Genomic DNA, 26,722 nt, shown 5'->3' on the forward strand with positions numbered 1-26,722 from the left:
TGGTTACTTTCGCGCTTTTCGAAAGTGACTCGCCGTAAGGGCGAAACCAATAGCCGCCGTCACCGCAGCAACGGATATGTACACCCGAAAGAAAATGGTCGCCGGATAGACCGCTATCGCCGACAAACCAGCCCCTACAGAGAGATCCGTTCAGCTACCGAACGCTGCGACCTGTTGACCGGCTGGTTCAACCGTTTATTGAACTCCAGCCAGGCCCCCAACAACGCCATCAACCCCGCACCCACCAAGGCTGTGAATATCTGCATGGCAAACGCATCGTCGGTCATGGCATTGACCATGTCCGCCAACGGCGCCAACAACACGCCGAGGCAAAAGATTTCCAGCGAATAACGCCCCATGCGACAACTTTGCTGCGCCAGCCAGTTTTGCGTCCAGCCAGTATCGGGCAACAGCTTCGCCGTGACATACGCCAGCGCCAGAAAGTGCAGCAACCGCACCGGCGACAAGTCAGTCTTGCTGATCGGGTACAACAGGTTGCTCAGCCACGCAGGCATCAGCGCATCATGGATTTCCGGCCATCGCCAGGAAACGGTCAGCACGCCGGTAACCACCACATACACCACGGCACTGACAAACAACGGCCGGCGCAGCAACGGGCGCGCGTCAGGTAATCGGGGGCGCTGCCCGTAAGTCGCCGCCGCGCCGCCCAGCACAAACAGCAGTTGCCAGACCACGGGATTGAAGTACCACACGCCATCCTTGATGGCCGCCAGGTTCCAGCCGAACCACGGCGCCAACAGGTACACGGTCAACGACACGGCCACCACCGCCCATGGTTTGCGCACCAGCATCGGCAGCACCAGCGGCAAGCCGGCCAGCAGCACGATGTACAGCGGGAGGGGGTCCATGAGGTTCGGCTTGAAGCGCAGCAGCAGTTCATCGACCAGGGCTTGCTGCGGGTTGGTGATGAAGTGGTGCATGCCCATTTCCTCCACCAGATCCCTCGTTTCCACATGGCTGTTGGCGAAGAACACGATGCCCATCAGCATCGCCAGCAAGAAAATATGCACCACGTAGAGCACCCAGGCGCGGCGCAGAATCTTCACGCAGGCAATCAGATAACCGTCCCGTCGGAAGATTTTCCCGTAGGCCAGGACCGCCGCGTAACCGGCGAGAAACACGAAAATTTCCGCGGCATCGCTGAAACCGAAGTTACGCGGGGTGATTTGACCGAGGGGGTTGTGAGGCACGTGATCCCAGAAGATGAAGATCAGCGCCAGGCCTCGAAAAAAGTCGATTCGGTGATCGCGTTCAAACGTCATGACAGCGGGCTCGTGAACGGGTGTTGAATAAGGAGTGGTCAGCGCTGCAAAAGGTGCGCGCCGCGCATCGGCGGCGCGCAGGGTGGCGCGATTCGACGACAATTGCAAAAAACACGCTATTACTGAATGTCTCAGATGTGACTGGCTGAAAGAATCCATCCGCTGGTCTGCCAGCTCGATGGCGCGCCCGAATAATGGTGCATGGCAGCTGTCGAATCTTTACCGAGCATGGTTCAGGAGCGTGAAACGTGAAGGTTTCGCTGATCGTTCCGGTCTTCAACGAAGAGCAAGCGATCAGCCTGTTTTATCAGGCCGTGCAGCGCGAGTTGAGGCTGGGCGGCGACGAGATCGAGATCGTATTCATCAACGATGGCAGCTCCGACCGGACGGCCGAACAGGTCAAGGCACTGGCGCAGGTCGACGAGCGTGTGTTGTTGATCAACTTTTCGCGCAACTTCGGCAAGGAACCGGCGTTGTTCGCCGGCCTGGAATACGCTTCTGGCGATGCGGTGATCCCCATGGACGTCGACTTGCAGGACCCGATCAGCGTCATTCCACTGTTGATTGACGAGTGGCAAAAGGGCGCGGACGTGGTGCTCGCCAAACGCCGCAACCGGGCCACCGACGGTTACCTCAAACGCCACAGCGCGGCGCTGTTCTACCACGTGCTGAACCGTATCGCGTACACCCGGATCGAAGAAAACGTCGGTGATTTCCGCTTGATGGATCGCAAGGTAGTCAACGTGATCCGCGCACTGCCCGAGCATCAATTGTTCATGAAAGGCGTGTTGTCGTGGGCCGGGTTCACCACCGCGGTGGTGGAGTACGAACGCGCCGGGCGCGTGGCCGGCAGCAGCAAGTTCAATGGCTGGAAATTGTGGAACCTGGCACTCGAAGGCGTGACGTCGTTCAGCACCGTGCCGCTGCGTTTGTGGACGTATGTCGGCGGCGGCATTTCGATTTTCGCGGTGCTTTACGCGGTGTACATGGTGCTGGACAAGATTTTCTTCGGCAACAGCGTACCCGGTTACCCATCGTTGATGACCGCCATTCTGTTTCTTGGCGGTGTGCAGTTGATTGGCATCGGCATCCTCGGTGAGTACGTCGGCCGGATCTATATCGAGGCCAAGCACCGGCCGCGCTACGTGGTCAAAGACATCGTCGGCGGCAAAGACCGGCTCGGGCTTTAGCATGGGCCGATTCCGCGATGTGCTCGGCAAGGAACTCGGCGGCCGACAGGTCTGGCTGTTTTTTCTGCTCGCGACGTTGCTGTATGTGCTGCCGCTGATCCTCGCGGACTACCCGTACATCGATGACAACTGGCGTTCGCTGTCGGCGGGCATGGCCTGGGCGGAGCAGGGGCGCCTGTTTACCCAGCTGTTCTACAACCTGCTCACTTTCGGCAGCGCGGCACCGAACATCTTTCCCTTGCCGCTATTGATCGCCACGCTGGCCATGGCCTCGGCACTGACCCGGCTGACGTTTCATTACTTTGCGCAACCGACGCTCGCCTGTTGCCTGGTGCCGTTGCCCCTCTGGTACAACCCGTTTTTTCTGCAAAACCTGTCTTATCAATATGACGGTCCCGCCATGGCGCTGAGCCTGGTGGCGGTGATCTACGCGATCACCTTTCGTCATCCTTCGCGCAGCCTGCAATGGCTGGTGCCTTCGCTCCTGATTGCACTTGCGCTGGGGCTGTATCAGATCAGTCTCAATGTGTTTGTGGGATTGTGTTGCCTGGAACTGCTGCGCGGCGTAAATGACCGTTTGGCCTGGCCGCAGTTGTGCAGGCTGATCGGCTGGAAACTGGCGCAGGTCACCATGGGTTGGCTGATGTATTGCGTCAGCGCCGTGGCGTTCATGGCGCAGGATCGCGCGCTGCTGTTGAACTGGACCGCCGCGCCGCTGCTGCAACTGCAGATCAACATCGGCAGAGTGCTGGAAAAAGTCGTGCTGCTGTTTCATGGCGGATTGGTCTGGGTGTTCGCCGCGCTGTTGCTGTGCGCCATCGCCGGCGCTGTGCAATTGGGGCTGAAGGTGTGGAAGCGTCAGGACAGTGGGCCGAAGAAAGCGTTGATCGGCCTGTTGTGTCTGCTGACCTTGCCGGTCGTGACGCTGCTGGTGTCCGGCGTCGCGCTGTTTTTCCGCGACTTCAACGAGGGCGCTCGAACCCTGATGGGCTTCGCGGTTTTATTGATGCTGTTGTTCTACTTGAGCCATCTGGCGCTGGCGCAACTCCATGAACGACTGACGCTGTTGCTGGCGGTGCCACTGCTGGCGATGCTGTCGTTGTCGTTTGCCTACGGTCGGGTGCTGACGGTACAGAAAGCCTTCAGCACCAGCGCGCTGTTCAGCCTTGAGCACGACATTTCGACGCATCGGGAATTGCGCGAGGCCAAGCGGATTTACATGTCGGTGACGTATTCCGATCACTGGCTGTCGGGGGCAGCAGGTTCGTTCAAGCAGATGCCGGTGTTGCACTATCTGCTGAACATCGACTTTTTCATGCTGGCCGAGAATCTGCCGAAGCTCGGCATCACCAACGTGGTCGCGGAGAAGGAGCGCCGCAATGCGACACGGGTGGGTTATCTGGGGTATCCGCCGTTGCTGGAGCGCCCGTACTACCGGATTTACCTGCTGGGGGACTACGGTTTTATCGTCATGAAAGAACCGGCCCCGATCAAGGCGCTTCGCTGGTGAAGCGCCTCGCTGGACTCAGGCCGCTGCCACTTCATTGGGCTCAAAACTGTCCGCCCGCGCCATCTGCCACATGCGTGAGTAGAACTCGCCGTTCACTTCTCCTGTGAGCAATTCCCCCGGTTTCAAAAACACATGCAGCTGCGAGAACAGCTTGATCTCGGTCGCCGACATGCGCCGCACCAGGTGCTTGGCCGACAACTGCGACGGATGATCGAGGCCGGCGGCGGCGAGCATTTCCGCGAGTGCCTTGAGGGTGTTGCGGTGGAAGTTGAACACCCGCTGGGCCTTGTCCGGGACGACGAGGGCACGCTGGCGCAAGGTGTCCTGCGTGGCGACGCCGGTCGGGCATTTGTTGGTGTGGCACGACTGCGACTGGATGCAGCCGATGGCGAACATGAAGCCGCGCGCCGAGTTGGCCCAGTCGGCGCCGATGGCCAGCACGCTGGCGATGTCGAAGGCGCTGACAATCTTGCCGCTGGCGCCGAGTTTGATTTTGTCCCGCAGGTTCAGGCCCACCAGCGTGTTGTGCACGAACAGCAGACCTTCGCGCATCGGTACGCCGATGTGGTCGGTGAACTCCACAGGCGCGGCCCCCGTGCCGCCTTCCTTGCCATCAACGACGATGAAGTCCGGGAGGATGCCGGTTTCCAGCATGGCCTTGGCGATGCCCATGAATTCCCACGGATGGCCGAGGCAGAACTTGAAGCCCACCGGTTTGCCGCCGGACAGTTCACGCAATTGCTGGATGAAGTGCATCAGTTCGATCGGCGTGGAAAACGCACTGTGCCGCGATGGCGAGATGCAGTCTTCGCCCATCAGGATGCCACGGGTTTCAGCGATTTCCTTGGTGACCTTGTGCTTGGGCAGAATCCCGCCGTGGCCGGGTTTGGCGCCCTGGCTCATCTTGATTTCGATCATCCGCACCTGCGGGGTTTGCGCTTGGGCGGCGAAGCGTTCCGGGTCGAAGCGACCGTCTGCGGTGCGGCAACCGAAGTAGCCGCTGCCGAGTTCCCAGGTCAGGTCTCCGCCGTTTTCCCGGTGATACGCGCTGATGCTGCCTTCACCCGTGTCGTGGGCGAAGTTGCCGAGCTTGGCGCCCTGGTTCAAGGCACGAATGGCGTTGGCGCTGAGGGAGCCGAAGCTCATGGCCGAGATGTTGAACACCGATGCCGAGTACGGCTGCGTGCACTGCGGGCCGCCGACGAGGGTTCGGAAACTGCCCGGATCGCTCAACGGTGCCGGGCGCATCGAGTGGCCGATGAATTCGAAACCGGATTGGTACACATCGATCAACGTGCCGAAGGGTTTGTCGGCGCTTTCGTTCTTGGCGCGGGAATAGACCAGCGAACGCTGGGCCCGGGAGAAGGGCAGGGCGTCGCTGTCGGATTCGAGCAGGTACTGGCGGATTTCCGGACGGATGCCTTCCACCAGATAGCGGATGTTGCCGAGGATCGGGTAGTTGCGGCGTACGGCGTGAGGGCTTTGCAGCAGATCAAACAGGCCCACGAGGCTCAGGACGCCGGTGACAGCGGTGATCGGCCAGAGCCAGTCGTGTTCCAGGAACGGCAGACTGGCGAGGGTGAAAATCACACAGACGGCAAAGAAGGCGTAGCGGCTCAGGAGTGACAGGCTCATACGGTTTCCTTGGGTTCGGACTCGGTTGTGTTCGGCACACCTATCCCTGTAGGAGCGAAGCTTGCTCGCGAAAGCAACGTTTCAGCCAACATCAATGTTGAATGTGATGGCCTCTTCGCGAGCAAGCTTCGCTCCTACGGGACCGTGCTATGTCAGGCATTCTGCGCCTGGAGGAAAATCGAAAACAGCTCGGACTGGGACTTGATCCCCAGCTTGCTGTACATGTGTTTCTTATGGACTTTCACGGTTTCGACAGAGATTTCCAGCTTACGGGCTATTTCTTTACTGGAGCAACCGCTGAGCATCAAACGCCCGACATCCAGCTCCCGGGCGGTCAGTTGCGCGCCTTTGAGTTGTTGCACCGAGGCTTCCAGCTGCACCCGCCAGTCACCTTGGACCGGTGCCGGCGCGAGAGCCACGACTTCGTTGATTTCGTAGGGCAGGCGCTGACGCAACAAACCCAGCACCCACGGCTGGATCAACGACAGCAAAGCGATCTGCTGGCCGCTGAAACGCTGTTTGCTGCCCAGTGACAGGCACAACGTGCGGTCGCCTTCGAGCTGACAATTGAACTGGATTTCATCGGCCACCACATTCAGACGAAAGTAGCGCTGGTAATACTCGGTCAGCTCAAAGTGCTCCGGCGCCACTTCCGACAGGCGATACAGCCCGGTGCGCGATTGCTCGCGGCAGGCGATGTAGAACGGGTCGAGCAAGTACAAACCGCGCAGGTAATCCTGGAACAACTGATCCGGGCTGCCGTCTTCACCGGGACATTCGGCGAACACTTGCGGGTGCTGATCGGCGCTGAAAAGCAGCGCCACCCAACTGTCGAAGGTCACGTATTGATCCAGTAACCGGACAAGCTGCGTCCAGAAATTCGGCTTGTCGAGGGCGTCGATCAGTTGCCCGACCGAACGGTGCCAGGCGATGTCGTCTAACGAAAGTGTCATGCATCTACCCCTATCGGGTTACCCCAGCCGCGTGATTCCCTGGCCGGTTGCTTGCTGCGCATACTGGCGCACAGACAACGACCGGGCAATCTTTCTGCCGCCCGGCCACTAGAACAAGGACTACCCATGAAGGTCGAACTCGCCCAACTGGCGGGCCGTGACAACGACACGGCTTACAACCTCGAACGCGCGCTGGCGGCGATTGGTGCCTGCGCCGCCGACACGCAGTTGATCATGTTTCCCGAAAGCCACTTGATGGGCTTCCCGTCGGCCGAGACCGTGGCAGCCGTTGCCGAACCGCTGAACGGTCCGACCGTCAGCGCAATCGTCGCTGCGGCCCGCGAGCGCAACATCGCCGTGGTGATCGGTACGGCGGAAAACGACAACGGTCGTTTTTTCAACACCACGCTGCTGATTACCCCGCAAGGCATCGCACTGAGATACCGCAAGACGCACCTGTGGGCGTCGGATCGCGGCGTGTACGAGCCGGGCGACCGCTACGCCACGTGTTTGTGGAACGGCGTGCGGGTCGGCCTGCTGATCTGCTACGACATCGAATTCCCGGAATCCGCCCGCGCCTTGGCGCAACTGGGCGCTGAGTTGCTGATCGTCACCAACGGCAACATGGACCCGTACGGCCCGACGCACCGCACCGCGATCATGGCCCGCGCCCAGGAAAACCAGGCGTTTGCGCTGATGGTCAACCGCGTGGAAGAGGGCGATGGCGGGTTGTTGTTCGCCGGCGGCAGTGCGCTGGTGAATCCGCTGGGCACGCTGTTGTTCGAGGCCGGGCGCGAGGAGGGGCAGTTTGCGGTTGAGCTGGATCTGAATCAGCTGACCTCCGCGCGGCAGGATTATCGCTACCTGGATGATCAGCGGCTGAAGTTGCCGGGGGAGATGGTTGAGCATGCTTCTGGATTGCGGGAGCTGCTTATACCTGTGCGCTGATCCGGATTCTGTGTCGCTCGGGCTGACGCCATCGCGAGCAGGCTCGCTCCCACAGGGATCTTCAGTGAACACAGAGTTTGTGAATCGCAAAAATCAAATGTGGGAGCGAGCCTGCTCGCGATGGGGCCCTCCTAGGCAACACACCTGTTTGACCCAAGAACAACAAACGCAACACCCGTAATTTGCGCCGAACTCGGCTCTGCCATAAATCCAATAAAATTCGGAGTAGTCGCTCATGGCTCGTTTGCAACGCACCCTGTCATTGGGGTCGGTGGTGCTGTTTGGCATCGCCTACATGACGCCGATCATCGTGCTCGGCACTTTCGGCATCCTCGCTCAATCCACCGCTGGCATGGTGCCGGCCGCTTACCTCGCGGCGCTGGTGGCGATGTTCTTTACCGCCATGAGTTACGGCCGGATGGCCTCGGCATTCCCTGTCGCTGGCTCGGCCTATAGCTACGTGCGCAAGGCGATCAGCCCGAAACTCGGTTTCATCGCCGGTTGGGCGGTGCTGCTCGATTACCTGTTCCTGCCGATGGCGATCTGGCTGATCGGCGCGGCTTACCTCAACTCCGCATTCCCGGCCGTGCCGCAATGGATCTGGGTGCTGGCGTTCATCGGCATCACCAGCGCAATCAATATCGTTGGCCTGAAACTGGCCAACGGCATCAACGCCTTGCTGATGCTGGTGCAGTTTCTGGTGCTGATCGCCTTCGTGGTGCTGTGCATCCACTACGTTGGCGGCGATGCGAGCACGCCGTTGTGGTCGGTGAAGCCGTTCTTCAACGGCGACATGCAGATGCCACTGATCATGAGCGGTGCCGCCATCGCCTGTTACTCGTTCCTCGGTTTCGACGCGGTCAGTACCCTGACCGAAGAAACCCGCGATCCGCGCCGCACCATCCCGCGGGCGATCATGTTGATTACCCTGATCGGCGGGCTGATCTTTGTCGGCGTGTCGTACTTCGTGCAGATCGCGCACCCGTCGTTCCAGTTCGACAGCGTCGATTCGGCGGCCTATGAAATTGCCCGCAACATCGGTGGCGACCTGTTCGTGTCGATCTTCCTGATTGGCTTGATCGTCGGTCAATTCGCCTCGGGGCTGTCGGCTCAGGCCAGCGGTTCGCGCCTGCTCTACGCCATGGGCCGCGACGGCGTGCTGCCGAAATCCTTCTTCGGTACGTTGCATGAGCGTTTCGGGACGCCGATCAACAGCATCCTGCTGTGCGCAGTGGTTGCGTTGCTGGCGCTGAAACTGGACGTCACCACCTCGACCTCGTTCATCAACTTCGGCGCGTTCCTGGCGTTCAGCCTGGTGAACCTGTCGGTGATTTTTCACTACTGGATTGGCGGCGAGAAAAAGGGGCTGCGTGAGTTGGTGCTGTTCCTGATCTTCCCGTTCATTGGCCTGGCGGCGGATTTGTGGCTGATGGTCAGCCTCGATCACCTGGCGATTTACCTGGGCCTGAGCTGGCTGGCGATTGGCGTGGTGTACCTGGCGGTGCTGACCGGCGGATTCCGTCGCCAGCCACCGGAGATGGATTTTCAGGAAGCCACCTGAGGTACGCCGAACTCCTGTAGGAGCCCGGCTTGCCGGCGATGGCGGTCTCAACATTTACGTAGGTCTTGAGATTGCCATCGCTGGCAAGCCAGCTCCTACAGGGGGGGCTGTGTTCAGGCAGTGGGTTTTGATTGGTGGATCGGCAATTCGACGCGGAAAGTGCTGCCAGCGCCGACTTCACTCACCACCGAAATGTCCCCCCGGTGTTTCTTCACGATGCCATAGGACAGGGACAACCCCAGCCCGGTCCCCTGGCCCACCGGTTTGGTGGTGAAGAACGGGTCGAAGATTTTTTGCAGGCTGGCCGGCGGGATGCCGGTGCCGGTGTCGGCGACTTCGATCCACACCTTTTCACCGTCGATGCCCGTGCGCAGGGTGAGGGTGCCACGTTCCGGGCCGATGGCCTGCGAGGCGTTGACGATGAGGTTCATGATCACCTGGTTGATCTGCGAGGGCAGGCATTCGATGTCGGGGAGGTGCTGATAGTCCTTCACCACATCGGCCTTGTACTTCAGTTCATTGGCCACGATGTTCAGCGTCGATTCGATGCCTTGCTGCAGATTCGCCCATTGCCATTCCTGGTTGGAGTCCACCCGCGAGAATTCCTTCAGGTCTTTGACGATCTGCCCGACGCGGCTGATGCCGTCCTTGGATTCCTTGATCAGCAACGGGATGTCGTCGCGCAGGAATTCCAGTTCGATCCGCTCACGCAGCTGTTGCAAGCGCTCGACCAGCTCGCCGGAACCGATCGCCTCTTCCGCATCCCGATAAGCGTCGAGCATTTCCTGCAGCTGTTTGAAATAGCCATCGAGGGTGCCGAGGTTGGAGGAAATGAAGCCGATGGGGTTGTTGATTTCATGGGCGACGCCGGCCGCCAGTTGCCCCAGTGACGCGAGTTTTTCCGACTGCACCAATTGCGATTCAAGCTGTTTGCGTTCGTCGATTTCCCGTTGCAATGCCTCACTGGCCTGTTTGAACTGTGTCGTTCTCTGGTCCACCAGATGCTCCAGGTGGCTCATCTGCACAAAGGCCCGTTCGGTCATGTCCCATTTGGTCAGCAGGGTGTTGGCCATCTGCTGGACTTCAATGTTGTCGAACGGTTTTTTCAGAATCAGCAGACGGTCGTGCGCCTGCAAACGGTCCAGCAGTTCATCCCAGGAATAGTCGGAGTAGGCGGTACACACCACCACTTGCAGGCGCGGGTCTTCCTGCCACAGATGCTCGATGGTTTGTGCGCCGTCCCAGCCTTCGGGCATGCGCATGTCGACGAAGGCCAGCGCGTAGGGCTGGTTTTGCTGCAAGGCTTCTTGGAGTTTGCCCAGACCCTCTTGGCCGCCATACGCCGAATCCAGCTCGAACAGCGCGCGGGCGGATTTCACTTCACTGCCGAACAGCGCGGCCTCCATCTCGTCCAGCTCGACGGTCTGTACGGGCGTCGGCGTGAGGATCTTGCGGAAATCCACATGAATGGACGGCGTGTCATCGATCAGCAAAATGCGGCGGTTCGACAATTCGCTCATGCCTCCTCCATGACGGTTTTCAGCGGGATCTGCAGGGTGAACAGTGCGCCCTTGCCCGGCCCGTCACTGTGGGCGGTGAGGTGGCCATTCATCTCGATGGCTGCCAGTGCGCAACTGTGCAGACCAAAGCCGTGACCTTCCTTGCGGGTGGTAAAGCCGTGGGCAAAGATGCGCGTCATGTTTTCCGGGGCGATGCCTTCGCCGTCATCCTTGACGCTGACTTGCAGCGTGGCGTCGTCGACCACTTTGACCCCGAGGGTCATCTGTCGCGGGCGGTTGCTGAGGTCGGACATCGCGTACTTTGCGTTGCTGATCAGGTTGATCAGGATCAGCAGCAACCGGTGCTTGTCGCCCATGACCTGCGGCACCTCGCCGTACTCCTTGACCACCGTGACGTGATGCCGGGTCAGCGCGCCGGAGTTCATGCGCAGGGCATCCTCCAGCAATTCGCTGATGTGCAGCGGCTCCACCAGGCTGTTGGCGCCCGCGTAGGATTGCTGGGTGGCGACGATGTCCTTGATGTGGTCGACACTTTTGCTCAGTTGGGCCAGTTCGTCGCTCATGCCTTGCTGTTCGAGGGCGATGGCTTCGACCAGTTGGTTGAGGTAGCCGGGCAGCAACTTGCCTTTCTCGTCCTGGGTCAGGAAGGTGCCGAGGTCGCCGGGGTGTTCGTTGATCAATTGCATGGCTTTGCCCAGCCCCTGGGCCTTGCTGGCGCGCAGTTTGCGCGAGACCAGGTCGGCCGAGATGTTGACGCTGTTGAGCACGTTGCCGACGTTGTGCAGCACGTTGGTGGCGATCTCGGCCATGCCGGCCTGCCGCGCGGTGTCGAGCAGCTCGCTCTGGGTATCCTTGAGTTCACGGGTGCGTTCTTCTACCCGCAATTCCAGTTCGTCATTGGCGTTTTTCAGAGCTCTGTTGACGCGATTGATAATGCTGAAACTGCGCATCAAGTGAATAGCCAGGTACACCAGCAACAGGACCAGCAACACCGAGAACACCAGCATGTAAAAGTGATAACGCTGCTCGACCACATCGGCCTGTTGCTGGTCCTTGTTCAACAGGCTGGTGATGTCGTCCAGACGCTCGGCGACGGGAATCGCTTCGATATTTCCCAGCAAGCGGTTGACCACCGGTTGTTCGCGCAGAATCAGTGAAATGTGGGTGCTCAGAATATCGATCGGGCTGTGAAACTGCTCGGGCAGGCGCAGCTTGTTCACCCCTAGCTTGTTCAGCCCGACCAGAATGTCAGCGGCCTTGTCGTCGGAAGTGACCTGGGCGAACTCCAGGCTGCTGAGCAGCAAATCGTAAGTGTCGGTGGCGATGTTCTGCAGTTGCAGTTTGTCGCCATCCACCAACCGGGCCAGGGGCTCCTGAATGTCGTCCTCGGCGGTGGGCAGGAACGCCAGTGAGTTGCGCAGCAGCGCGTTGTGGGACTTGAACTGTTCCACCAGCCGGGTCTTTTCCTCGATGGCGGCCAGGTACGCATCATGGCTGGCGCGCCAGATCGGCGAGTCGTTGCGGCCGTGGTTCGACTCCATGGTGTCGAACCGCTCCCACAGCTTTGTCATCTCGGTCAGCGGCGCGACCAACGGATCGTAGTTGTGGTTGGTGGCGATCCTGGCCTTGAGAATCTCGGTTTCCCATTGCGCGTTGAGCTGTTTGATCCGGCCGATCAGGTCCCGGGATTCGGCGTAGGTCGACGTCTCGTTCGAATTCGACTTGAGGTACAGGAACAGCAGCGTCGAGGCCAGTAACAAAGCGACGACGCCCAGCAGTGCGAGGCTGCGACGGCGGGACATTTTCATAAGGGTTTGCCTCCCCACTCACCGGTCAGGGTCTTGAGGAATTTGATGATCAGGGTTTTGTCCTCGGCGGAAGGAATGCGACCGAGCTGGAACTTGAACATCACGTCCACCGCTTCTTCCAGCGTGTTGGCCGAGCCGTCGTGAAAATACGGTGCGGTCACCGCGACATTGCGCAGGCTCGGTACCTTGAACACGTTGCGGTCCTCTTCATCCTTGGTCACCAGATAGCGACCCAGGTCGGAGTCGGTCGGGTTGCCGCGAACCTTGAAGTAATCGCCCATGACGCCGAACTTCTGGAACATGTTGCCGCCGATGTTCACGCCTTGATGGCAGGCGATGCAGCCATAATCCTTGAAGCGTTGGTAGCCGTACTTTTCCTCGGTCGTGAGGATGTCGGTGTTACCCAGCAGATACTGATCAAACCGCGAGTTGCTGCTGAGCAGCGTTCGTTCGTAAGTGGCCAGGGCGTTTTGCACATTGTTCATGGTCACGCCGTCCGGGTAGGCGTTGGTAAATGCGCTGCGGTAACCCGTGTCTGCGGACAGCACTTCCACTACGTGCTCCCAGTTGCTGCCCATTTCGCTGGGGCTTTTCACCACTTCATGGACCTGGGATTCCAGGGTGTCGGCGCGCCCGTTCCAGAACTGCCGGAAATTCAGGGTGGCGTTGAACACGCTGGGGGTGTTGATCGTCACTGGCTGACCGGCGAAGCCGATGGAAAACGCCTGGGTATCGGCCCCACCGTTTTCCAGTCGATGGCAACTGGCACAGGACAGCGTGTTGTTGACCGACAACCGCGTTTCATTGAACAACTGGCGACCGAGTTCGACGCGCAGAGGATTCTGTGCAGGCGCCGTTGGCAGTGGCTTGAGGGGTTCGTCCAGCGGCGCGGCGACGGTGCTCAGACAGAAACCGAGCAGCGGCACCAGGAGCAGGTAGTGAATGGACGGCGACATCTGATAATTCCTTGGCTGATAGCCCGTGTGTCGTTGCGCATCGTTCACGTGGCGGTAAATGGAGCAGGTTTCACCGACTCAAGGTATCGGGCGAAGGCGTCCGGTTCGACGGCTTTGCTGAAGTAGTAACCCTGGCCTTCTTCACATCGATGGGCCTTGAGGAAATCCAGCTGTTCGAGGGTTTCCACCCCTTCGGCGATGATGGTCAGCTTGAGGCTGCGGCCCAGACTGATGATGGCGCTGACCAGTGCAGCGTCGTTGCTGTCGGTGCTTAAACCGCGAATGAACGACTGGTCGATTTTCAGCACGTCGATGGGAAAGCGCCGCAAGTAGCTGAGGCTGGAGTAGCCGGTGCCGAAGTCATCGATGGCCAGCCGGATACCCATGACTTTGAGTCGGGTCAGGGCGGTGACGGTGGTGTCGATGTTTTGCATCAACACGCCTTCGGTGATTTCCAGTTCCAGCAACGCCGGTTCCAGGCCCGTTTGTTCGAGGGTCAGTCCGATGCCGTCGACAAAGTCGCGCTGGCGGAAATCGATGGCCGACATATTCACCGACATGCATATTTTTGGCAGCCCTTCGGCTTGCCAGGCGCAGGCTTGTCGACAGGCCTCGGCCAGCACCCATTTGCTCAGCGGCACGATCAGACCGCTGTCTTCGGCCACACCGATGAACTCCGAAGGGTAGATCAACCCGTGCCCCGGTTTCTGCCAGCGGATCAACGCCTCGGCGCCAACCACCTGACCACTGCTCAGGTCCAGTTTGGGTTGGTAATGCAGGACAAACTCGTTGCGCTCCAGCGCCAGGCGAATACCGGTTTCGATACTTTGCTGATCCCTGGCGCGCTGGTTCATTTCATCGATGAAAAAGCTGAAATCATTCGGGCCGATTTCCTTGATGTTGCGCATCGCGGTCTCGGCTTTTTTGATCAGCTCGATGGCTTCGAGGCCGTCATCGGGATAAATGCTGATGCCCAGACTCGCGGTCACGCTCAAGTCGTGGCCAGCGATATGCAGGGGGATGCGAATGGCGTTCAAGAGTTTTTCGGCGATGCCCCTGGTCTGTTGAGGGTGGCGAATGTCGGCGAGGATGACCACGAACTCGTCGGAGCCATAGCGAAACACCGAATCCGACTCGCGCACGGTGGCCACCAGATTGCGGCTGACCTGTTTCAACATCTCGTCACCGGCCGGATGGCCGAGCGCATTGTTGATGCGCTTGAAGCGGTCGAGCCCCAGAAACATCACCGCCAGTTGTTTGTCATTGCGTCGTGAAAGGGCCAGCGACTGGTTCAACCGGTCACCCAGCAACGTGCTGTTGGGCAACTCGGTCAACACGTCGTACTGCAGCAAGTGCGACACCTTGAGCAGCTCGTGAACCCGCGCCTCGATGGTTTGCTCCAGGCTCAGCACTTTCATCGCCGCGTCCTGCGCCATCTGCCATTTCCAGGTCAGGGCACTGGCCATCTGGCGGATTTCCAGGCTGTCGAAGGGCTTTTTCAGCACCAGCATCTGGTCGCCGAACTCCAGCCGTTCGGTCATGGCTTCCCAGGTGTAATCCGAAAAAGCGGTGCACAGCGCGATTTCCAGGTGCGGGTCGGCTTGCCACATTTGCTTGATGGTTTCCAGGCCGTCCCAGCCCGGCGGCATGCGCATGTCGGTGAACACCAGCGCATAGGGGCGACCTTCAGCCAATGCGTGTTTGACCAGTTCGAGGGCTTCCTGGCCCTGGTACGCCGAGTCGAGCTGAAACGTCAGGCGATCCGTGTGCGGCGTGCCGAACAGTGCGGCTTCTGTGCCAGCGAGGGTCTGTTCATCGTCGGTTTCGGGGCCGAGGATCTTGCGGAAGTCATCATGAATCGAAGGCGTGTCGTCGACGATCAGGATGCGCCGGTTGGTCCGCACGCAAGGCACTTTCATCCTTTGTCCTCCGTGGACCGGTGCGGGTTGTCCCGGATCGGCACGATGCTTCCGGCTTTCAGCAACTCGGCGGCCTGCTGGCTGCTGACCGCTTTGCTGAAGAAGTAACCCTGGGCGTTCATCGGCGACCCGGTGGCCATCAATGAACTGCGCTGTTCCTGGGTTTCGACACCTTCGGCGATGATTCCGATCCCTACCTCCCGGGCGAAATTGATAATGGCGCGCAAGGTGTTGGCACTGGCCGGGTCGCGGGCGGCGGTATCGATGAAAGGTTGAGCGAGCTTCAGGTGATTGACCTGATAGGTCTTGAGGTAATCGAACGACGAATACTCGGTGCCGAAGTCGTCGATGGCAATCTTCACCCCCAGCTCCCGCAGGCGCGGCAGCACATCGTTGTGGGTCCATTTGGTCTGGGCCAGCGTCGCCTCGGTGACGTCGAAGCGCAGGTCCCAGGCGCAGAGCTCCCAGCGCGCGGTGGTGCGCAGCACGTCATAAATCAGTTCCGGGCCGCTCTTGAGCTGGGCCAGGGACAGCTTGATCGCAATCACCGGTGGCGCGACACCTTCATCCCGCCACTGGCGCATTTGCCGGCAGGCGCGATCGAGTACCCAGTGACCGAGGGCGATGATGGTGCCGGTCTTTTCGGCGGCAGGCAGGAACGCGGAGGCTTCCAGCAAGCCGCGCCCGGGGTGATTCCAGGTGACCTGCGCTTCCATCCCGAGGATCTTGCCGCTGCTCAGGTCCACTTCCGGCCAGTAACGCAGTTCGAGTTCATCGTGCTCGATGGCCTCTCTCAATTCGCTGGCGATGGTCATGCGCTCGACCATCTCCTGATTGATCTCTTCGGAGTGGAAGTGGTACTGGTTTCGGCCCTTTTCCTTGGAGCGATAGAGCGCCATGTCGGCCTGGGTCAGCAGGCCGTCGGCGCTGGTGCAGGCCGGGCTGTAGCTGCTGATGCCGATGCTGACCGACACCCGGACATCGTTGCCGGCCAGGGAGTAGGGGAGCACCAGCGCGTCGCGGACCTTGGTGGCCAGGGACGCGGAGTGGGTCGGGTCGCTGACGTCCAGTTGCAGGATCGCGAACTCGTCGCCGCCAAGGCGGGCGACGATATCGTTCTCTCGTACGCATGCCTTGATCCGCCGGGCGACTTCTTGCAGCAACAGATCGCCCACCGGGTGCCCGAGGGTATCGTTGATGCGTTTGAAGTGATCCAGGTCCAGATAAAAGATGGCAAACGGGGTCGCGCCACGACGCGCAGCGGCGAAGGCCTGGTGCAGCCGTTCGATCAGCGTCGCGCGGTTGACCAGCCCGGTCAGCCCGTCGGTGCGCGCCAGCAGGAAGATTTTCTCCTCGGCCAGCTTGCGCTCGGTGATGTCGATGATGATGCCTTCGACTTCCAGCAGGCGGCCTTCATCGTCGCGCACCGGGATGTAGCGGTTTTCCACCCAGCGCCAGGCCCCTTCGCCAGTGCGCATCCGAAACTCGATGGACGCTCCGGCGGCATGGCGGTCCAGCACCCGCGCCATCGCCGTGTCGACCTTCGCTTGATCGTCAGGATGAATCAGCTCCCGGGCCCAGTTGGCCGAGGCCACCAGTTTCGCCGCGACATGCCCGTATTTGGTGATGTTGTGCGAGATGTACATCAGTGGAAACGACGGTTCGCCCCGCAGCCGATAGAGAATGGTCGGGCTGTTCTGCACGATGATGTTGGCATCGGACAGTTCCCGGGTACGCTCCTCGACCGCTTGTTCGAGCAGCGACATCTTCAGCGCCGCGTCTTCGGTCATTTGCCACTTGGCGGTCAGCGCGCTGGCCATCTGGCGGATTTCGATGGCATCGAACGGTTTCTTGAGAATCAGCAGGCGGTCGCCGAGTTCCAGGCGCTCGTCGATGTCTTCCCAGGAATAGTCGGAGTAGGCCGTGCAAAGCGCCACTTGCAGCTTCGGATCAACCTGCCACAGCCGTTCGATGGTTTCCAGGCCGTCCCAGCCCGGCGGCATGCGCATGTCGATGAAGGCCATTGCATAAGGCAGGTCGTTGGCCAGGGCCGTCTCGACCTTGTCCAGTGCTTCAAGGCCCTGAAACGCCGAATCTAGGATGAAGCTCTGCAACGTGATGGCCGCCGTGGTGCCGAACAGGGCATTTTCAGCGCTGGTCAGGCTGTCGTCGTCAAACGAAGGCGGGCTGAGGATCTTGATGAAGTCCTCGTGGATTGAAGCGGTGTCGTCGACGATAAGAATCCGACGATTGGTCCGCGACAACAGCGTATTCATCGCCATATGCCGGGACCGACAGCGTTTTGATACACCGTGTTCATAAGGGGCATCCTTTCCCTGACCACTTGGCCGAGCGTACAGATAATGGATCCGAGTGACGTGAGCATAGTCGCCCGGATCAGACTTCGCGCAACCGACTGAAACGAATCATTGCAGTGGTGGGTCGAAAATCATCTAGCCTGTAGGTCAGGATCCGGCAATAGGGGATGTTTGCCCGGTTCCCGACATATCGCTGTAACCGTTTTCGCCCGAGGTAATGCCATGGAAGAGCAACTCCCCACGAGGTCCACCTATAAACCCAAAGTGCTGCTGGTCGACGATGAGGAGTCCATCCTCAATAGCCTGCGTCGACTGTTGCGCGGCCAGCCCTACGACGTGTTGCTGGCCACCAGCGGCGCCCAGGCCCTGGAAATCATGGCGCAGCAGCCCATTGACCTGGTGATGAGTGACGCGCGCATGCCCAACATGGACGGCGCCACGCTGCTGGCCCTCATCCATCAGCATTACCCCGATACCGTGCGCATCATGTTGACCGGTTATGCCGATCCGTCAGCCATTATCAAAGCCATCAATGACGGGCAGATTCACCGTTACATCAGCAAGCCCTGGCACGATGAGGAAATGCTGCTGGTACTGCGACAATCACTCGCGTATCAGCATTCCGAGCGTGAACGGTTGCGTCTGGTCCAGGAAACGTGGGATCAGAATCAGGAATTGAAGCTGCTCAACATCACCCTGGACAAACGCGTCGCCTCCCGCACCGCTGAGCTGCAGCAGACCGCCGACATGCTCGACCTGGCCTACGAAGAGCTCAAGCACAGCTACGTTACCGGCACCGAAATGTTCTCGCTGCTGGCCAACCTGCGCATGCCGCCGGCCAAACAGACCAACCGGCAGATCATCGAGCTGGTGCGGGTGTACTGCAAACTTCATGGCCTGGACGAAGGCACCAGCCGCGACCTGACCATGGCGGCGGCGCTCTACAACATCGGCAAGCTGAGCTGGACCGACAGCATGATGACCGCCCCCGCGGACCTGTTGCATCACAATGATCGCGAGCGTTATCGCAATTACCCGAAGCAGAGCGAATCCCTGTTGATGACGCTCGATCCGATGAAGGACGCTGCCCGTCTGATTCTTCACCATCAGGAGCGTTGGGACGGCAGCGGTTTTCCCGACCGGCTCAGGGGCGAAGCGATACCGGTCGGTTCCCGGGTGTTGAAACTGGCAGTGGATTTCATCGAGTTGCAACGCGGGTTGATCCTGGAGCGGCAGATGAACAGCGATGAGGCGCTGGTGTATATCCGCAGCTACGCCGGAAAACTCTACGACCCCGAGATGGTGGAGGATTTCATCAAGGTGTGTGCCGCGTACCTGAGTGATGTGTCCCTGGCCGATCCGATGGTCAAGGTCATGACCACCCGGGAATTGGCAGCGGGGATGGTCCTGGCGCGCAACCTCAACGCCGACAACGGCATGCTGTTGCTCAACGCCGGCAAGGTGCTGAACGGACCGCTGGTGGAAAAGCTGATCGCCTTCGAGGCCATGGAGGGCGCGAAATACAGCATTTTCGTGAAGGTGCCGGAAGAAGTGAACGACGCGATTCTCGAGATGGAACAGGTTCCCCAGGCTCAGCACTGATCCCCCTGTGGGAGCGGGCTTGCTCGCGAAGGCGGCGTCACATCCGACATAGAGGCGACTGACACACAGCTTCGCGAGCAAGCCCGCTCCCACAGGGGGCGGTGTTTCGCAGAGGTTTTTTCGGCGTGACGATGTCCAGCCACTCATGTGATGCTTGCACCTTTCAGCCAAGGCCACGCCTCACTCATGACGCTTGCATCCGCCACTTCCCCCCGCATCATCCACATCGCCGCCGCCCTGTTGATCGGCCCTGACGGTCGCACGCTGCTGGTGCGTAAACGTGGCACTGAAGCTTTCATGCAACCGGGCGGCAAGATCGAAGCCCATGAACAACCGGTTCACGCCCTGGTGCGTGAGCTGGAAGAAGAGTTGGGATTGGCCATCGATCCGGCGCACGCCACTTATCTGGGGCAGTTCTCGGCACCGGCCGCCAACGAGCCAGGTTTTGTCGTACAGGCCGAACTCTTTCTGCTGACCATCGATTCAGACGTATCGCCTGCGGCGGAAATCGAAGAGGTGCGCTGGATCGACCCCGCCACCGACGGCGATGTGACGCTGGCGCCATTGACACGCGACCTGATCCTGCCGTTTTATCGAGCCTCGTTGAGCGCAATCGCCTGATCATTCACGCCAAGGAACCGCCATGATCCCGCTTCAAGACTTGCTGATCTTCGCCGCTGCCGCGTTGCTGATGGTACTGACGCCGGGACCGAACATGATCTACCTGATCTCTCGTTCGATCTGCCAGGGGCGCAAGGCCGGAGTCACTTCGTTGCTCGGTGTGGTGGCGGGCTTTTTTGTGCACCTGTTCGCTGCGGCAGCGGGATTGACTGCGGTGTTCCTCGCGGTGCCGATGGCTTATGAAGTGTTGAAGTGGGCCGGCGCGCTGTACCTGGTGTGGCTGGCCTGGCAGGCGGTCAAACCGGGCGCGCGTTCGCCGTTCGAGGCACAGCAGTTGCCGCCGGATTCCTCGCGCAAACTGATCACCATGGGCTTTTTGACCAGCGCCCTGAACCCGAAAATCGCGGTGTTTTACCTCTCGGTGTTTCCGCAATTCATCACCCCTGAGCACGGTTCGGTGTTCAACCAAAGCATCATCCTCGGCCTGACCCAGATCAGCGTCAGTTTCAGCGTCAACCTGCTGATCGCGGTGTTCGCCGCCGGCATCGCGTCGTGGTTCGTCAACAACCCGACCTGGCTGGCGGTGCAGCGTTACTTCATGGGGTTTGTCTTGGCGGCGTTGGCCGTGCGGCTGATGCTTGAGCAACGACGGACGGCGTGAACATGTGGATTGAACGGCTTGATGCCAGCCATGCCCTGGACTATCGGGCGTTGATGCTCGAAGCCTACGACCTGCATCCCCAGGCGTTTACCTCCACCGTGCGCGAACGGGCCACGATGCCGCTGAGCTGGTGGGAATCGCGCCTGAGCAACAAACTCGATGTGGTGTTCGGGGCGTTTGAGGAAGGGAAGCTGTCGGGCATCGTCGGCCTTGCCTTCGATCCTCGGGAAAAGGCCCGGCACAAGGCGACGCTGTTTGGCATGTACGTGTCCAGTCAGGTCCGCCAGCGCGGGCTCGGGTATCAACTGGTGCAGGCGGCGTTGACCGAAGCGCAAACCCACCCGGGGTTGAGGCTGATTCAACTGACCGTTACCGCCGGCAATGACGCGGCGTTCAGCCTGTACCAGCGTTGCGGCTTCATCCAGTTCGGCCTCGAACCACTGGCGGTGCGGGTGGGCGAGGATTACTTCGACAAGATTCATATGTGGCGCGAGATCTGAACCCACCACGATCCATATGCGACGCGAAATCTGAATCCACCACGATCCATTGTAGGAGCCGGCTTGCTGGCGATTGCGGTGGATCAGTCAATATCAATGGCGCCTGATGCACCGCAATCGCCAGCAAGCCGGCTCCTACAAGTCCGTGTTGTGCTAGCGGACGGCGCTGACCCCGTCCAAGGTCGAGAACGACGTATCTTTGGCCGTCAGCAGGAAGTCGCGCATATACGGCGCATCCAGCATGTCCGCACGAACCGCCGCGTACAACGTCGCAAACAATCCCTTCTCGCCCAGCCGCTTGGCCTTCACGTAGCCCCGTGAACTGTATTCATGCAGCGCCCAGTGCGGCATGCCACAGACGCCACGACCGCTGGCAACCAACTGCATCATCATCACCGTCAGTTCCGAGGTGCGGACCTGGGCCGGTTCGATGTCGGCCGGCTCCAGGAAGCGGGTGAAGATGTCCAGCCGGTCACGTTCCACCGGGTAAGTGATCAGGGTTTCCGTGAGCAAATCCTCCGGAACGATGTACGCCTTGTTCGCCAAACGGTGCTGATTGGCAACCGCGAGCATGGCTTCATAAGTGAACAACGGCACATAGGTGATCCCGGCCAGTTCCAGCGGATCGGAGGTCACCACCAGATCCAGATCACCACGGGCCAACGCCGGCAGCGGCGCGAAAGAGAAGCCCGAGGCCAGGTCCAGCTCGACTTCCGGCCAGGCATCGCGGAACTGGTCGATGGTCGGCATCAGCCACTGAAAGCAACTGTGGCACTCGATCGCCATGTGCAGGCGCCCGGCGGTGCCACCGGCCAGCCGCGCGATATCACGCTCGGCGCCGCGCAGCAGTGGCAGGGTGGCGTCGGCCAGTTGCAGCAGGCGCAAACCGGCACTGGTGAAGCGCACCGGTTTGGTCTTGCGCACGAACAGCGGCATGCCCATGCGCTCTTCCAGTTCCTTGAACTGGTGGGACAGCGCCGACTGCGTCAGGTGCAGGCGGTCGGCGGCATCGACCAGGCTATCGGCTTCGCGCAAGGCGTGCAGGGTCTTCAAGTGACGGATTTCAAGCACCGGAGGGCTCCATGAGGAAAACTTGTGATCAACACGAAAAGGTTGAGTTTGTCTCATGTTGGGTTGGCTGTCGACAATAGCGCCATCTTTTACAAGGAGAAACTCACCATGGCTCTGGCCCACACACTTGGTTTTCCACGCATCGGCGCTGACCGCGAACTGAAAAAAGCCCTCGAATCCTACTGGAAGGGCGATCTCGATCAGGAAGCGCTGAAGAGCGTCGGTCGCCAACTGCGCGCCACCCACTGGCAACTACAGAAAGACGCCGGCATCGACCTGCTGCCGGTCGGCGACTTCGCCTGGTACGACCAGGTCCTGACGCACTCCCTGACCTTCGGTGTGATCCCGGAGCGTTTCGACAGCGCCAAGAATGCCAGGGGCCTGCCGACCCTCGACACGTTGTTCGCCATGGCCCGTGGCGCCACCACCACTTGCTGCGGTGGCGAACACAGCAAAGCGCAATATGCCCAGGAACTGACCAAGTGGTTCGACACCAACTACCACTATCTGGTCCCGGAATTCAGCGCTGACCAGCAGTTCAAGCTGAGCTGGGAACAGCTGTTCGACGAAGTCGACGAAGCCAAGGCCCTCGGCCACAACGTCAAACCGGTGATCATCGGCCCGCTGACTTACCTGTGGCTGGGCAAGGCCAAAGGCAACGACTTCGACAAGCTCGACCTGCTGGAACGCCTGCTGCCGATCTACGGTGAAATCCTCGGCCGCCTCGCGGCACAAGGTGTGGAGTGGGTGCAGATCGACGAACCGATCCTGACCCTCGACCTGCCGCAAGAATGGAAAAATGCCTTCGAGCGCGCCTACCACATCCTCCAGTATTCGCCGCTGAAAAAGCTGGTGGCGACCTACTTCAGCGGCCTGCAAGACAACCTCGGCCTGGCCGTCGGCTTGCCCGTACAAGGCTTGCACATCGATGCGGTGCGCGCGCCCGACCAACTGCTGCACGTGCTCGATCGTCTGCCGACCTACAAGATTCTCTCGGTGGGCCTGGTCAATGGCCGCAACGTCTGGCGCTGCGAACTGGAACCGGTGCTCGCACAACTGCAATTGGCCCAGGAACGTTTCGGCGACAACCTGTGGGTCAGCAGTTCCTGCTCGCTGCTGCACAGCCCGGTAGACCTGGAACGCGAAGACAAACTCGATCCGGAACTGAAAAGCTGGCTGGCGTTTGCGGTGCAGAAGTGTGGCGAAATCGCCGTGCTGCGCGACGCGCTCAACGATCCGCAATCGCCCAAAGTGCAAACCGCGCTGGCACAAAGCCGGGCGATTCAGGCCAGCCGTGCCGAGTCGCCGCGTATTCACAAAGCTGAAGTGCAGGCGCGCATCAATGCCATCAGTGCAGCGGACAGCCAACGCCAATCGCCGTTCGCCAAACGCATCGAACAACAACGTGCGCGCTTGAAACTGCCGGCGTTCCCGACCACCACCATCGGCTCGTTCCCGCAGACCGGTTCGATCCGTCTGGCGCGACAGGCCTACAAGCAAGGCAAGCTGTCAGCCAACGACTACACCGACGCCATGCACCACGAAATTCGCCATGCCGTGCAAGTCCAGGAACGTCTGGGGCTGGATGTGCTGGTACACGGTGAAGCCGAACGCAACGACATGGTCGAGTACTTCGCCGAGCAGTTGGACGGCTACCTGTTCACCCGCTTTGGCTGGGTCCAGAGCTACGGCTCGCGCTGCGTCAAACCGGCAGTCATCTATGGCGACCTGAGCCGTCCGAAAGCCATGACGGTCGACTGGATCAGCTACGCGCAGAGCCAGACCGACAAGGTCATGAAGGGCATGCTCACCGGTCCCGTGACCATGCTGATGTGGTCGTTCCCGCGTGAAGACGTTTCGCGCAAAGTCCAGGCGCAGCAGTTGGCGTTGGCCCTGCGTGACGAAGTGGTCGACCTGGAAAGCGCCGGCATCAAGATCGTGCAGATCGACGAAGCTGCGTTCCGCGAAGGCTTGCCACTGCGTCGGGCGCAATGGCAGGAATACCTCGATTGGGCGGTGGAAGCGTTCCGCTTGAGCGCCTCCGGCGTGCGCGATGAAACCCAGATCCACACGCACATGTGCTACAGCGAATTCAATGATGTGATCAAGGCGATTGCCGACATGGATGCCGACGTGATCACCATCGAAACCTCGCGTTCGGACATGGAATTGCTGGAAGCCTTCGAAGCGTTCGACTACCCGAATGACATCGGTCCGGGCGTCTACGACATTCACTCGCCACGGGTACCGGACACGGCCGAGATGGTCAAGTTGATGAGCAAGGCCGTGAAGCGCATTCCGGCAGAGCGGTTGTGGGTGAACCCGGATTGCGGTTTGAAGACCCGGGCATGGCCGGAAACTGAAGCAGCATTGGTGAACATGGTGGCGGCGGCGCGGCAACTGCGCAGTCAGCTGGCCTGACACCGTCCTTGTAGGAGCCGGCTTGCCGGCGATGGCCGCACCGCGATGATTAGTACTCACCGCGTTATCGTTCATCGCCGGCAAGCCGGCTCCTACAGATCGTTGCCTGCGCGACGAATACGACCGTTCAGCACTCTTCATCAAACTGTCACGTAACTGTGGCAGCGCGCTTCAACAAACTTCATCAGACTCGCGCTCTACTGGGGTTCTGCGTTTCGGTGTTTTTCATGCGTGCACGATTTTTATCAACGGCGGCCTTCCTGGCCGCGTTGTTCTTTGGCCTTCCGTCCTTTGCGGCGTCTCGATGCGATGTCAATGTTCCGACCGAACGGGTCGATCTGGCGCAGGTGAGCCTGGCGTACCAGAGCATCGGCCGTGCCTCCGATCCGGCGTTGCTGCTGGTGATGGGCCTGGGCGGGCAGTTGATTCACTGGCCGGACGAGGTGGTGGTTGCGCTGTGTCAGCAGGGGTTTCGGGTCATCCGGTATGACAATCGCGATGTCGGCCTGTCCACCTGGCGGCAATCGCCTGCCGACGCCAACCTGACCTTCGAAGTGCTGCGCTACAAACTCGGCTTGCCGGTATCGGCGCCGTATTCCCTGACCGACATGGCCGACGATGCGCTGGGTTTGATGGATGCCTTGCACGTCGAGCAATTCCACGTACTGGGCGCGAGCATGGGCGGGATGATCGCCCAGCACATGGCGGCCATGGCGCCGCAGCGGGTCGAGAGCCTGACGCTGATCATGACCAGTTCCGGTGCCGAAGGCTTGCCGGCGCCGAACGCGGCGCTGGTGCAGCTGCTTTCGCGGCGTGGCGCACCGAATCGTGAAGTGGCGCTGGAGCAGCAGGCTGATTTGTTGGCGGCGCTGGGTAGCCCGTCGGTGAGTGATGATCGGCAGGCGCTGTTGCATCAGGCGGCGCTGTCCTATGACCGTGCGTTTAACCCCGAGGGCGTGAAGCGCCAGATCATGGCGATCCTAGCGGAGCCGAGCCGGGTGGCACTGCTCAATCAACTGCGGGTGCCGACGCTGGTGGTTCATGGCACTGCCGATCCGCTGTTGCCGGTAATGCATGGCGTGCACCTGGCGGCGCATATTCGTGGCAGCCAGTTGAAGCTGATTCCGGGGCTGGCCCATCGTTTTCAGGAGGCCTTCAAAGCGCCATTGCTTGCGGCGGTGCTGCCCTATTTGCAAGCTCACCGCGAGGACACTTCGCATTGGGCGCAGATTGATCCGGTGGCCGAACACAACCTCCTGTAACGATGATGCCCTCGACGACGATGCGGGGTTTGAAGGCCCCATCGCCAGCAAGCCGGCTCCTACAGACCGGGTTGACCGAAATCTATGTGCACACGCTGACCTTGTAGGAGCTGGCTTGCCAGCGATGGCGGTCTGACAGCCAACCAATTTCTAGCAGATGTACTCAGACCCACAGGTGTATCGTTCAACTTTTCCGGCCCGTATCCAGCCTGCGAGGTGAGTGATGAGTACCCCCCTGAAAATCGATTTCGTCAGCGACGTGTCCTGCCCCTGGTGCGTTGTCGGGCTGTACGGCCTGACCCGTGCCCTGGATCTGCTGGGGGACGAGGTCCAGGCCGAGATCCGTTTCCAGCCGTTCGAGCTGAACCCAAAGATGGGCCCGGAAGGGCAGAACATCACCGAACACATCACCGAGAAATACGGCTCGACCCCCGAGCAGTCGCAGAAGAACCGCGAAATGATCCGTGCGCGTGGCGCCGAAGTCGGGTTCGCCTTTCGCACCGACGGCAACAGTCGCATCTACAACACCTTCGATGCGCATCGGTTGTTGTTCTGGGCGGGGCTGGAGGGGTTGCAGTTCAATTTGAAAGAAGCGTTGTTCAAGGCGTATTTCACGGAGGGCGGCAATCCGTCTGACCATGCTCAGTTGGTGCAGATTGCGCAAAGCGTTGGTCTGGACCGGGAGCGGGCTGAGGCGATTCTGGCCTCGGACGAGTTCGCTAAAGAGGTGCGTGAGGAAGAGCAGTTGTGGTTGTCGCGGGGGGTGAGTTCGGTGCCGACGGTGGTGTTCAACGGGCAATACGCCGTCAGTGGCGGGCAGCCGGTGGAGACGTTTGTGGGGGCGATTCGGCAGATCATGAGTGAATCAAAAGGCGGGACTGTAAGCTGATCGCTTGGTTGACTGGATTGATTACTGGGGGGGGCGGGCTTGCTCCCACGGTTTGGATGGGGGGCATATCTGTTGCTGCGGTAATGGCGGCTGA

The 26,722-nt window shown here is 60.2% G+C and carries 20 protein-coding genes; 11 read left to right on the forward strand and 9 right to left on the reverse strand.

Translation table 11 applies throughout. From position 1 onward, the window contains the following. Positions 1–134: 134 nt before the first annotated feature. Positions 135–1,283: an OpgC family protein gene (locus J4E42_RS28110; RefSeq protein ID WP_207286678.1), complete on the reverse strand. Its 1,149-nt coding sequence runs from the start codon at positions 1,281–1,283 to the stop codon at positions 135–137. Positions 1,284–1,531: 248 nt separating this feature from the next. Between J4E42_RS28110 and J4E42_RS28115 the strand changes: the two genes are divergently transcribed. Continuing rightward, positions 1,532–2,473, forward strand: coding sequence for a glycosyltransferase family 2 protein (locus tag J4E42_RS28115; RefSeq protein ID WP_008043559.1), 942 nt, complete (start codon positions 1,532–1,534; stop codon positions 2,471–2,473). 1 nt (position 2,474) lies between these two features. Beyond that, entirely contained in the window at positions 2,475–3,983 is a 1,509-nt protein-coding gene (locus tag J4E42_RS28120; protein ID WP_207286679.1) for a glucosyltransferase domain-containing protein, read from the forward strand. 15 nt (positions 3,984–3,998) lie between these two features. On the opposite strand, the gene J4E42_RS28125 is transcribed toward J4E42_RS28120, so the two are convergent. Next, the gene (locus J4E42_RS28125; RefSeq protein ID WP_008032240.1) at positions 3,999–5,618 is read right to left on the reverse strand and encodes an FMN-binding glutamate synthase family protein; all 1,620 of its coding nucleotides are present in this window, start codon (positions 5,616–5,618) and stop codon (positions 3,999–4,001) included. Positions 5,619–5,770: 152 nt separating this feature from the next. Then, on the reverse strand, positions 5,771–6,571 hold the full coding sequence (locus J4E42_RS28130) for a LuxR C-terminal-related transcriptional regulator (RefSeq protein WP_008032237.1): 801 nt from the start codon (positions 6,569–6,571) through the stop codon (positions 5,771–5,773). 126 nt (positions 6,572–6,697) lie between these two features. Here J4E42_RS28130 and J4E42_RS28135 point away from each other — a divergent pair, with 126 nt between their 5' ends. Together J4E42_RS28135 and J4E42_RS28140 are read left to right on the forward strand one after the other, a co-directional pair. Further along, the gene (locus J4E42_RS28135) at positions 6,698–7,519 is read left to right on the forward strand and encodes a carbon-nitrogen hydrolase family protein (protein WP_207286680.1); all 822 of its coding nucleotides are present in this window, start codon (positions 6,698–6,700) and stop codon (positions 7,517–7,519) included. A 235-nt stretch (positions 7,520–7,754) separates the two neighbouring features. Continuing rightward, positions 7,755–9,080, forward strand: coding sequence for an APC family permease (locus J4E42_RS28140; protein WP_207286681.1), 1,326 nt, complete (start codon positions 7,755–7,757; stop codon positions 9,078–9,080). A gap of 113 nt (positions 9,081–9,193) precedes the next feature. Here the strand turns inward: J4E42_RS28140 and J4E42_RS28145 are convergent, their stop codons facing one another. From J4E42_RS28145 to J4E42_RS28165, 5 genes are read right to left on the reverse strand one after another with little or no spacing between them, the layout of a single operon-like run. Next, positions 9,194–10,600, reverse strand: coding sequence for an ATP-binding protein (locus tag J4E42_RS28145; protein ID WP_207286682.1), 1,407 nt, complete (start codon positions 10,598–10,600; stop codon positions 9,194–9,196). Then, on the reverse strand, positions 10,597–12,408 hold the full coding sequence (locus J4E42_RS28150; RefSeq protein ID WP_008043569.1) for a DAHL domain-containing protein: 1,812 nt from the start codon (positions 12,406–12,408) through the stop codon (positions 10,597–10,599). Before J4E42_RS28150 ends, J4E42_RS28145 begins: the two co-directional genes overlap by 4 nt. Next, the gene (locus J4E42_RS28155; protein ID WP_207286683.1) at positions 12,405–13,364 is read right to left on the reverse strand and encodes a cytochrome-c peroxidase; all 960 of its coding nucleotides are present in this window, start codon (positions 13,362–13,364) and stop codon (positions 12,405–12,407) included. The genes J4E42_RS28150 and J4E42_RS28155 overlap by 4 nt, the downstream gene beginning before the upstream one ends. Positions 13,365–13,408: 44 nt before the next feature. After that, positions 13,409–15,283, reverse strand: coding sequence for a bifunctional diguanylate cyclase/phosphodiesterase (locus J4E42_RS28160; RefSeq protein ID WP_008043572.1), 1,875 nt, complete (start codon positions 15,281–15,283; stop codon positions 13,409–13,411). After that, the gene (locus J4E42_RS28165) at positions 15,280–17,565 is read right to left on the reverse strand and encodes a bifunctional diguanylate cyclase/phosphodiesterase (protein ID WP_008043573.1); all 2,286 of its coding nucleotides are present in this window, start codon (positions 17,563–17,565) and stop codon (positions 15,280–15,282) included. The genes J4E42_RS28160 and J4E42_RS28165 overlap by 4 nt, the downstream gene beginning before the upstream one ends. Positions 17,566–17,823: 258 nt before the next feature. Here J4E42_RS28165 and J4E42_RS28170 point away from each other — a divergent pair, with 258 nt between their 5' ends. The 4 genes from J4E42_RS28170 (at position 17,824) to J4E42_RS28185 (ending at position 20,985) form a co-directional block, all read left to right on the forward strand. Next, the gene (locus tag J4E42_RS28170) at positions 17,824–19,203 is read left to right on the forward strand and encodes an HD domain-containing phosphohydrolase (RefSeq protein ID WP_207286684.1); all 1,380 of its coding nucleotides are present in this window, start codon (positions 17,824–17,826) and stop codon (positions 19,201–19,203) included. 186 nt (positions 19,204–19,389) lie between these two features. Then, positions 19,390–19,824 (forward strand): NUDIX domain-containing protein, encoded by a 435-nt coding sequence (locus tag J4E42_RS28175; protein ID WP_008043577.1) that lies wholly within the window; start codon positions 19,390–19,392, stop codon positions 19,822–19,824. A 22-nt stretch (positions 19,825–19,846) separates the two neighbouring features. Next, on the forward strand, positions 19,847–20,485 hold the full coding sequence (locus tag J4E42_RS28180; RefSeq protein WP_008032220.1) for a LysE family translocator: 639 nt from the start codon (positions 19,847–19,849) through the stop codon (positions 20,483–20,485). A 2-nt stretch (positions 20,486–20,487) separates the two neighbouring features. Further along, the gene (locus J4E42_RS28185) at positions 20,488–20,985 is read left to right on the forward strand and encodes a GNAT family N-acetyltransferase (protein WP_207286685.1); all 498 of its coding nucleotides are present in this window, start codon (positions 20,488–20,490) and stop codon (positions 20,983–20,985) included. 153 nt (positions 20,986–21,138) lie between these two features. Here J4E42_RS28185 and metR read toward each other — a convergent pair whose 3' ends face one another. Further along, positions 21,139–22,056 (reverse strand): transcriptional regulator MetR, encoded by a 918-nt coding sequence (gene metR, locus J4E42_RS28190; protein WP_008032216.1) that lies wholly within the window; start codon positions 22,054–22,056, stop codon positions 21,139–21,141. Between the two features lie 108 nt (positions 22,057–22,164). Here metR and metE point away from each other — a divergent pair, with 108 nt between their 5' ends. From metE to J4E42_RS28205, 3 genes are all read left to right on the forward strand, one after another. After that, positions 22,165–24,477: a 5-methyltetrahydropteroyltriglutamate--homocysteine S-methyltransferase gene (gene metE, locus J4E42_RS28195; RefSeq protein WP_008032214.1), complete on the forward strand. Its 2,313-nt coding sequence runs from the start codon at positions 22,165–22,167 to the stop codon at positions 24,475–24,477. Positions 24,478–24,704: 227 nt separating this feature from the next. Continuing rightward, positions 24,705–25,739 carry an alpha/beta fold hydrolase gene (locus tag J4E42_RS28200; protein WP_008032212.1) on the forward strand — a complete coding sequence of 345 codons (1,035 nt, stop codon included), beginning with the start codon at positions 24,705–24,707 and terminating at the stop codon, positions 25,737–25,739. 223 nt (positions 25,740–25,962) lie between these two features. Next, positions 25,963–26,628: a DsbA family oxidoreductase gene (locus J4E42_RS28205; protein WP_008043582.1), complete on the forward strand. Its 666-nt coding sequence runs from the start codon at positions 25,963–25,965 to the stop codon at positions 26,626–26,628. Positions 26,629–26,722 lie beyond the last annotated feature (94 nt).

Origin of the sequence: Pseudomonas sp. FW300-N2A2 (assembly GCF_017351735.1) — a bacterium.
GTDB lineage: Bacteria > Pseudomonadota > Gammaproteobacteria > Pseudomonadales > Pseudomonadaceae > Aquipseudomonas > Aquipseudomonas migulae.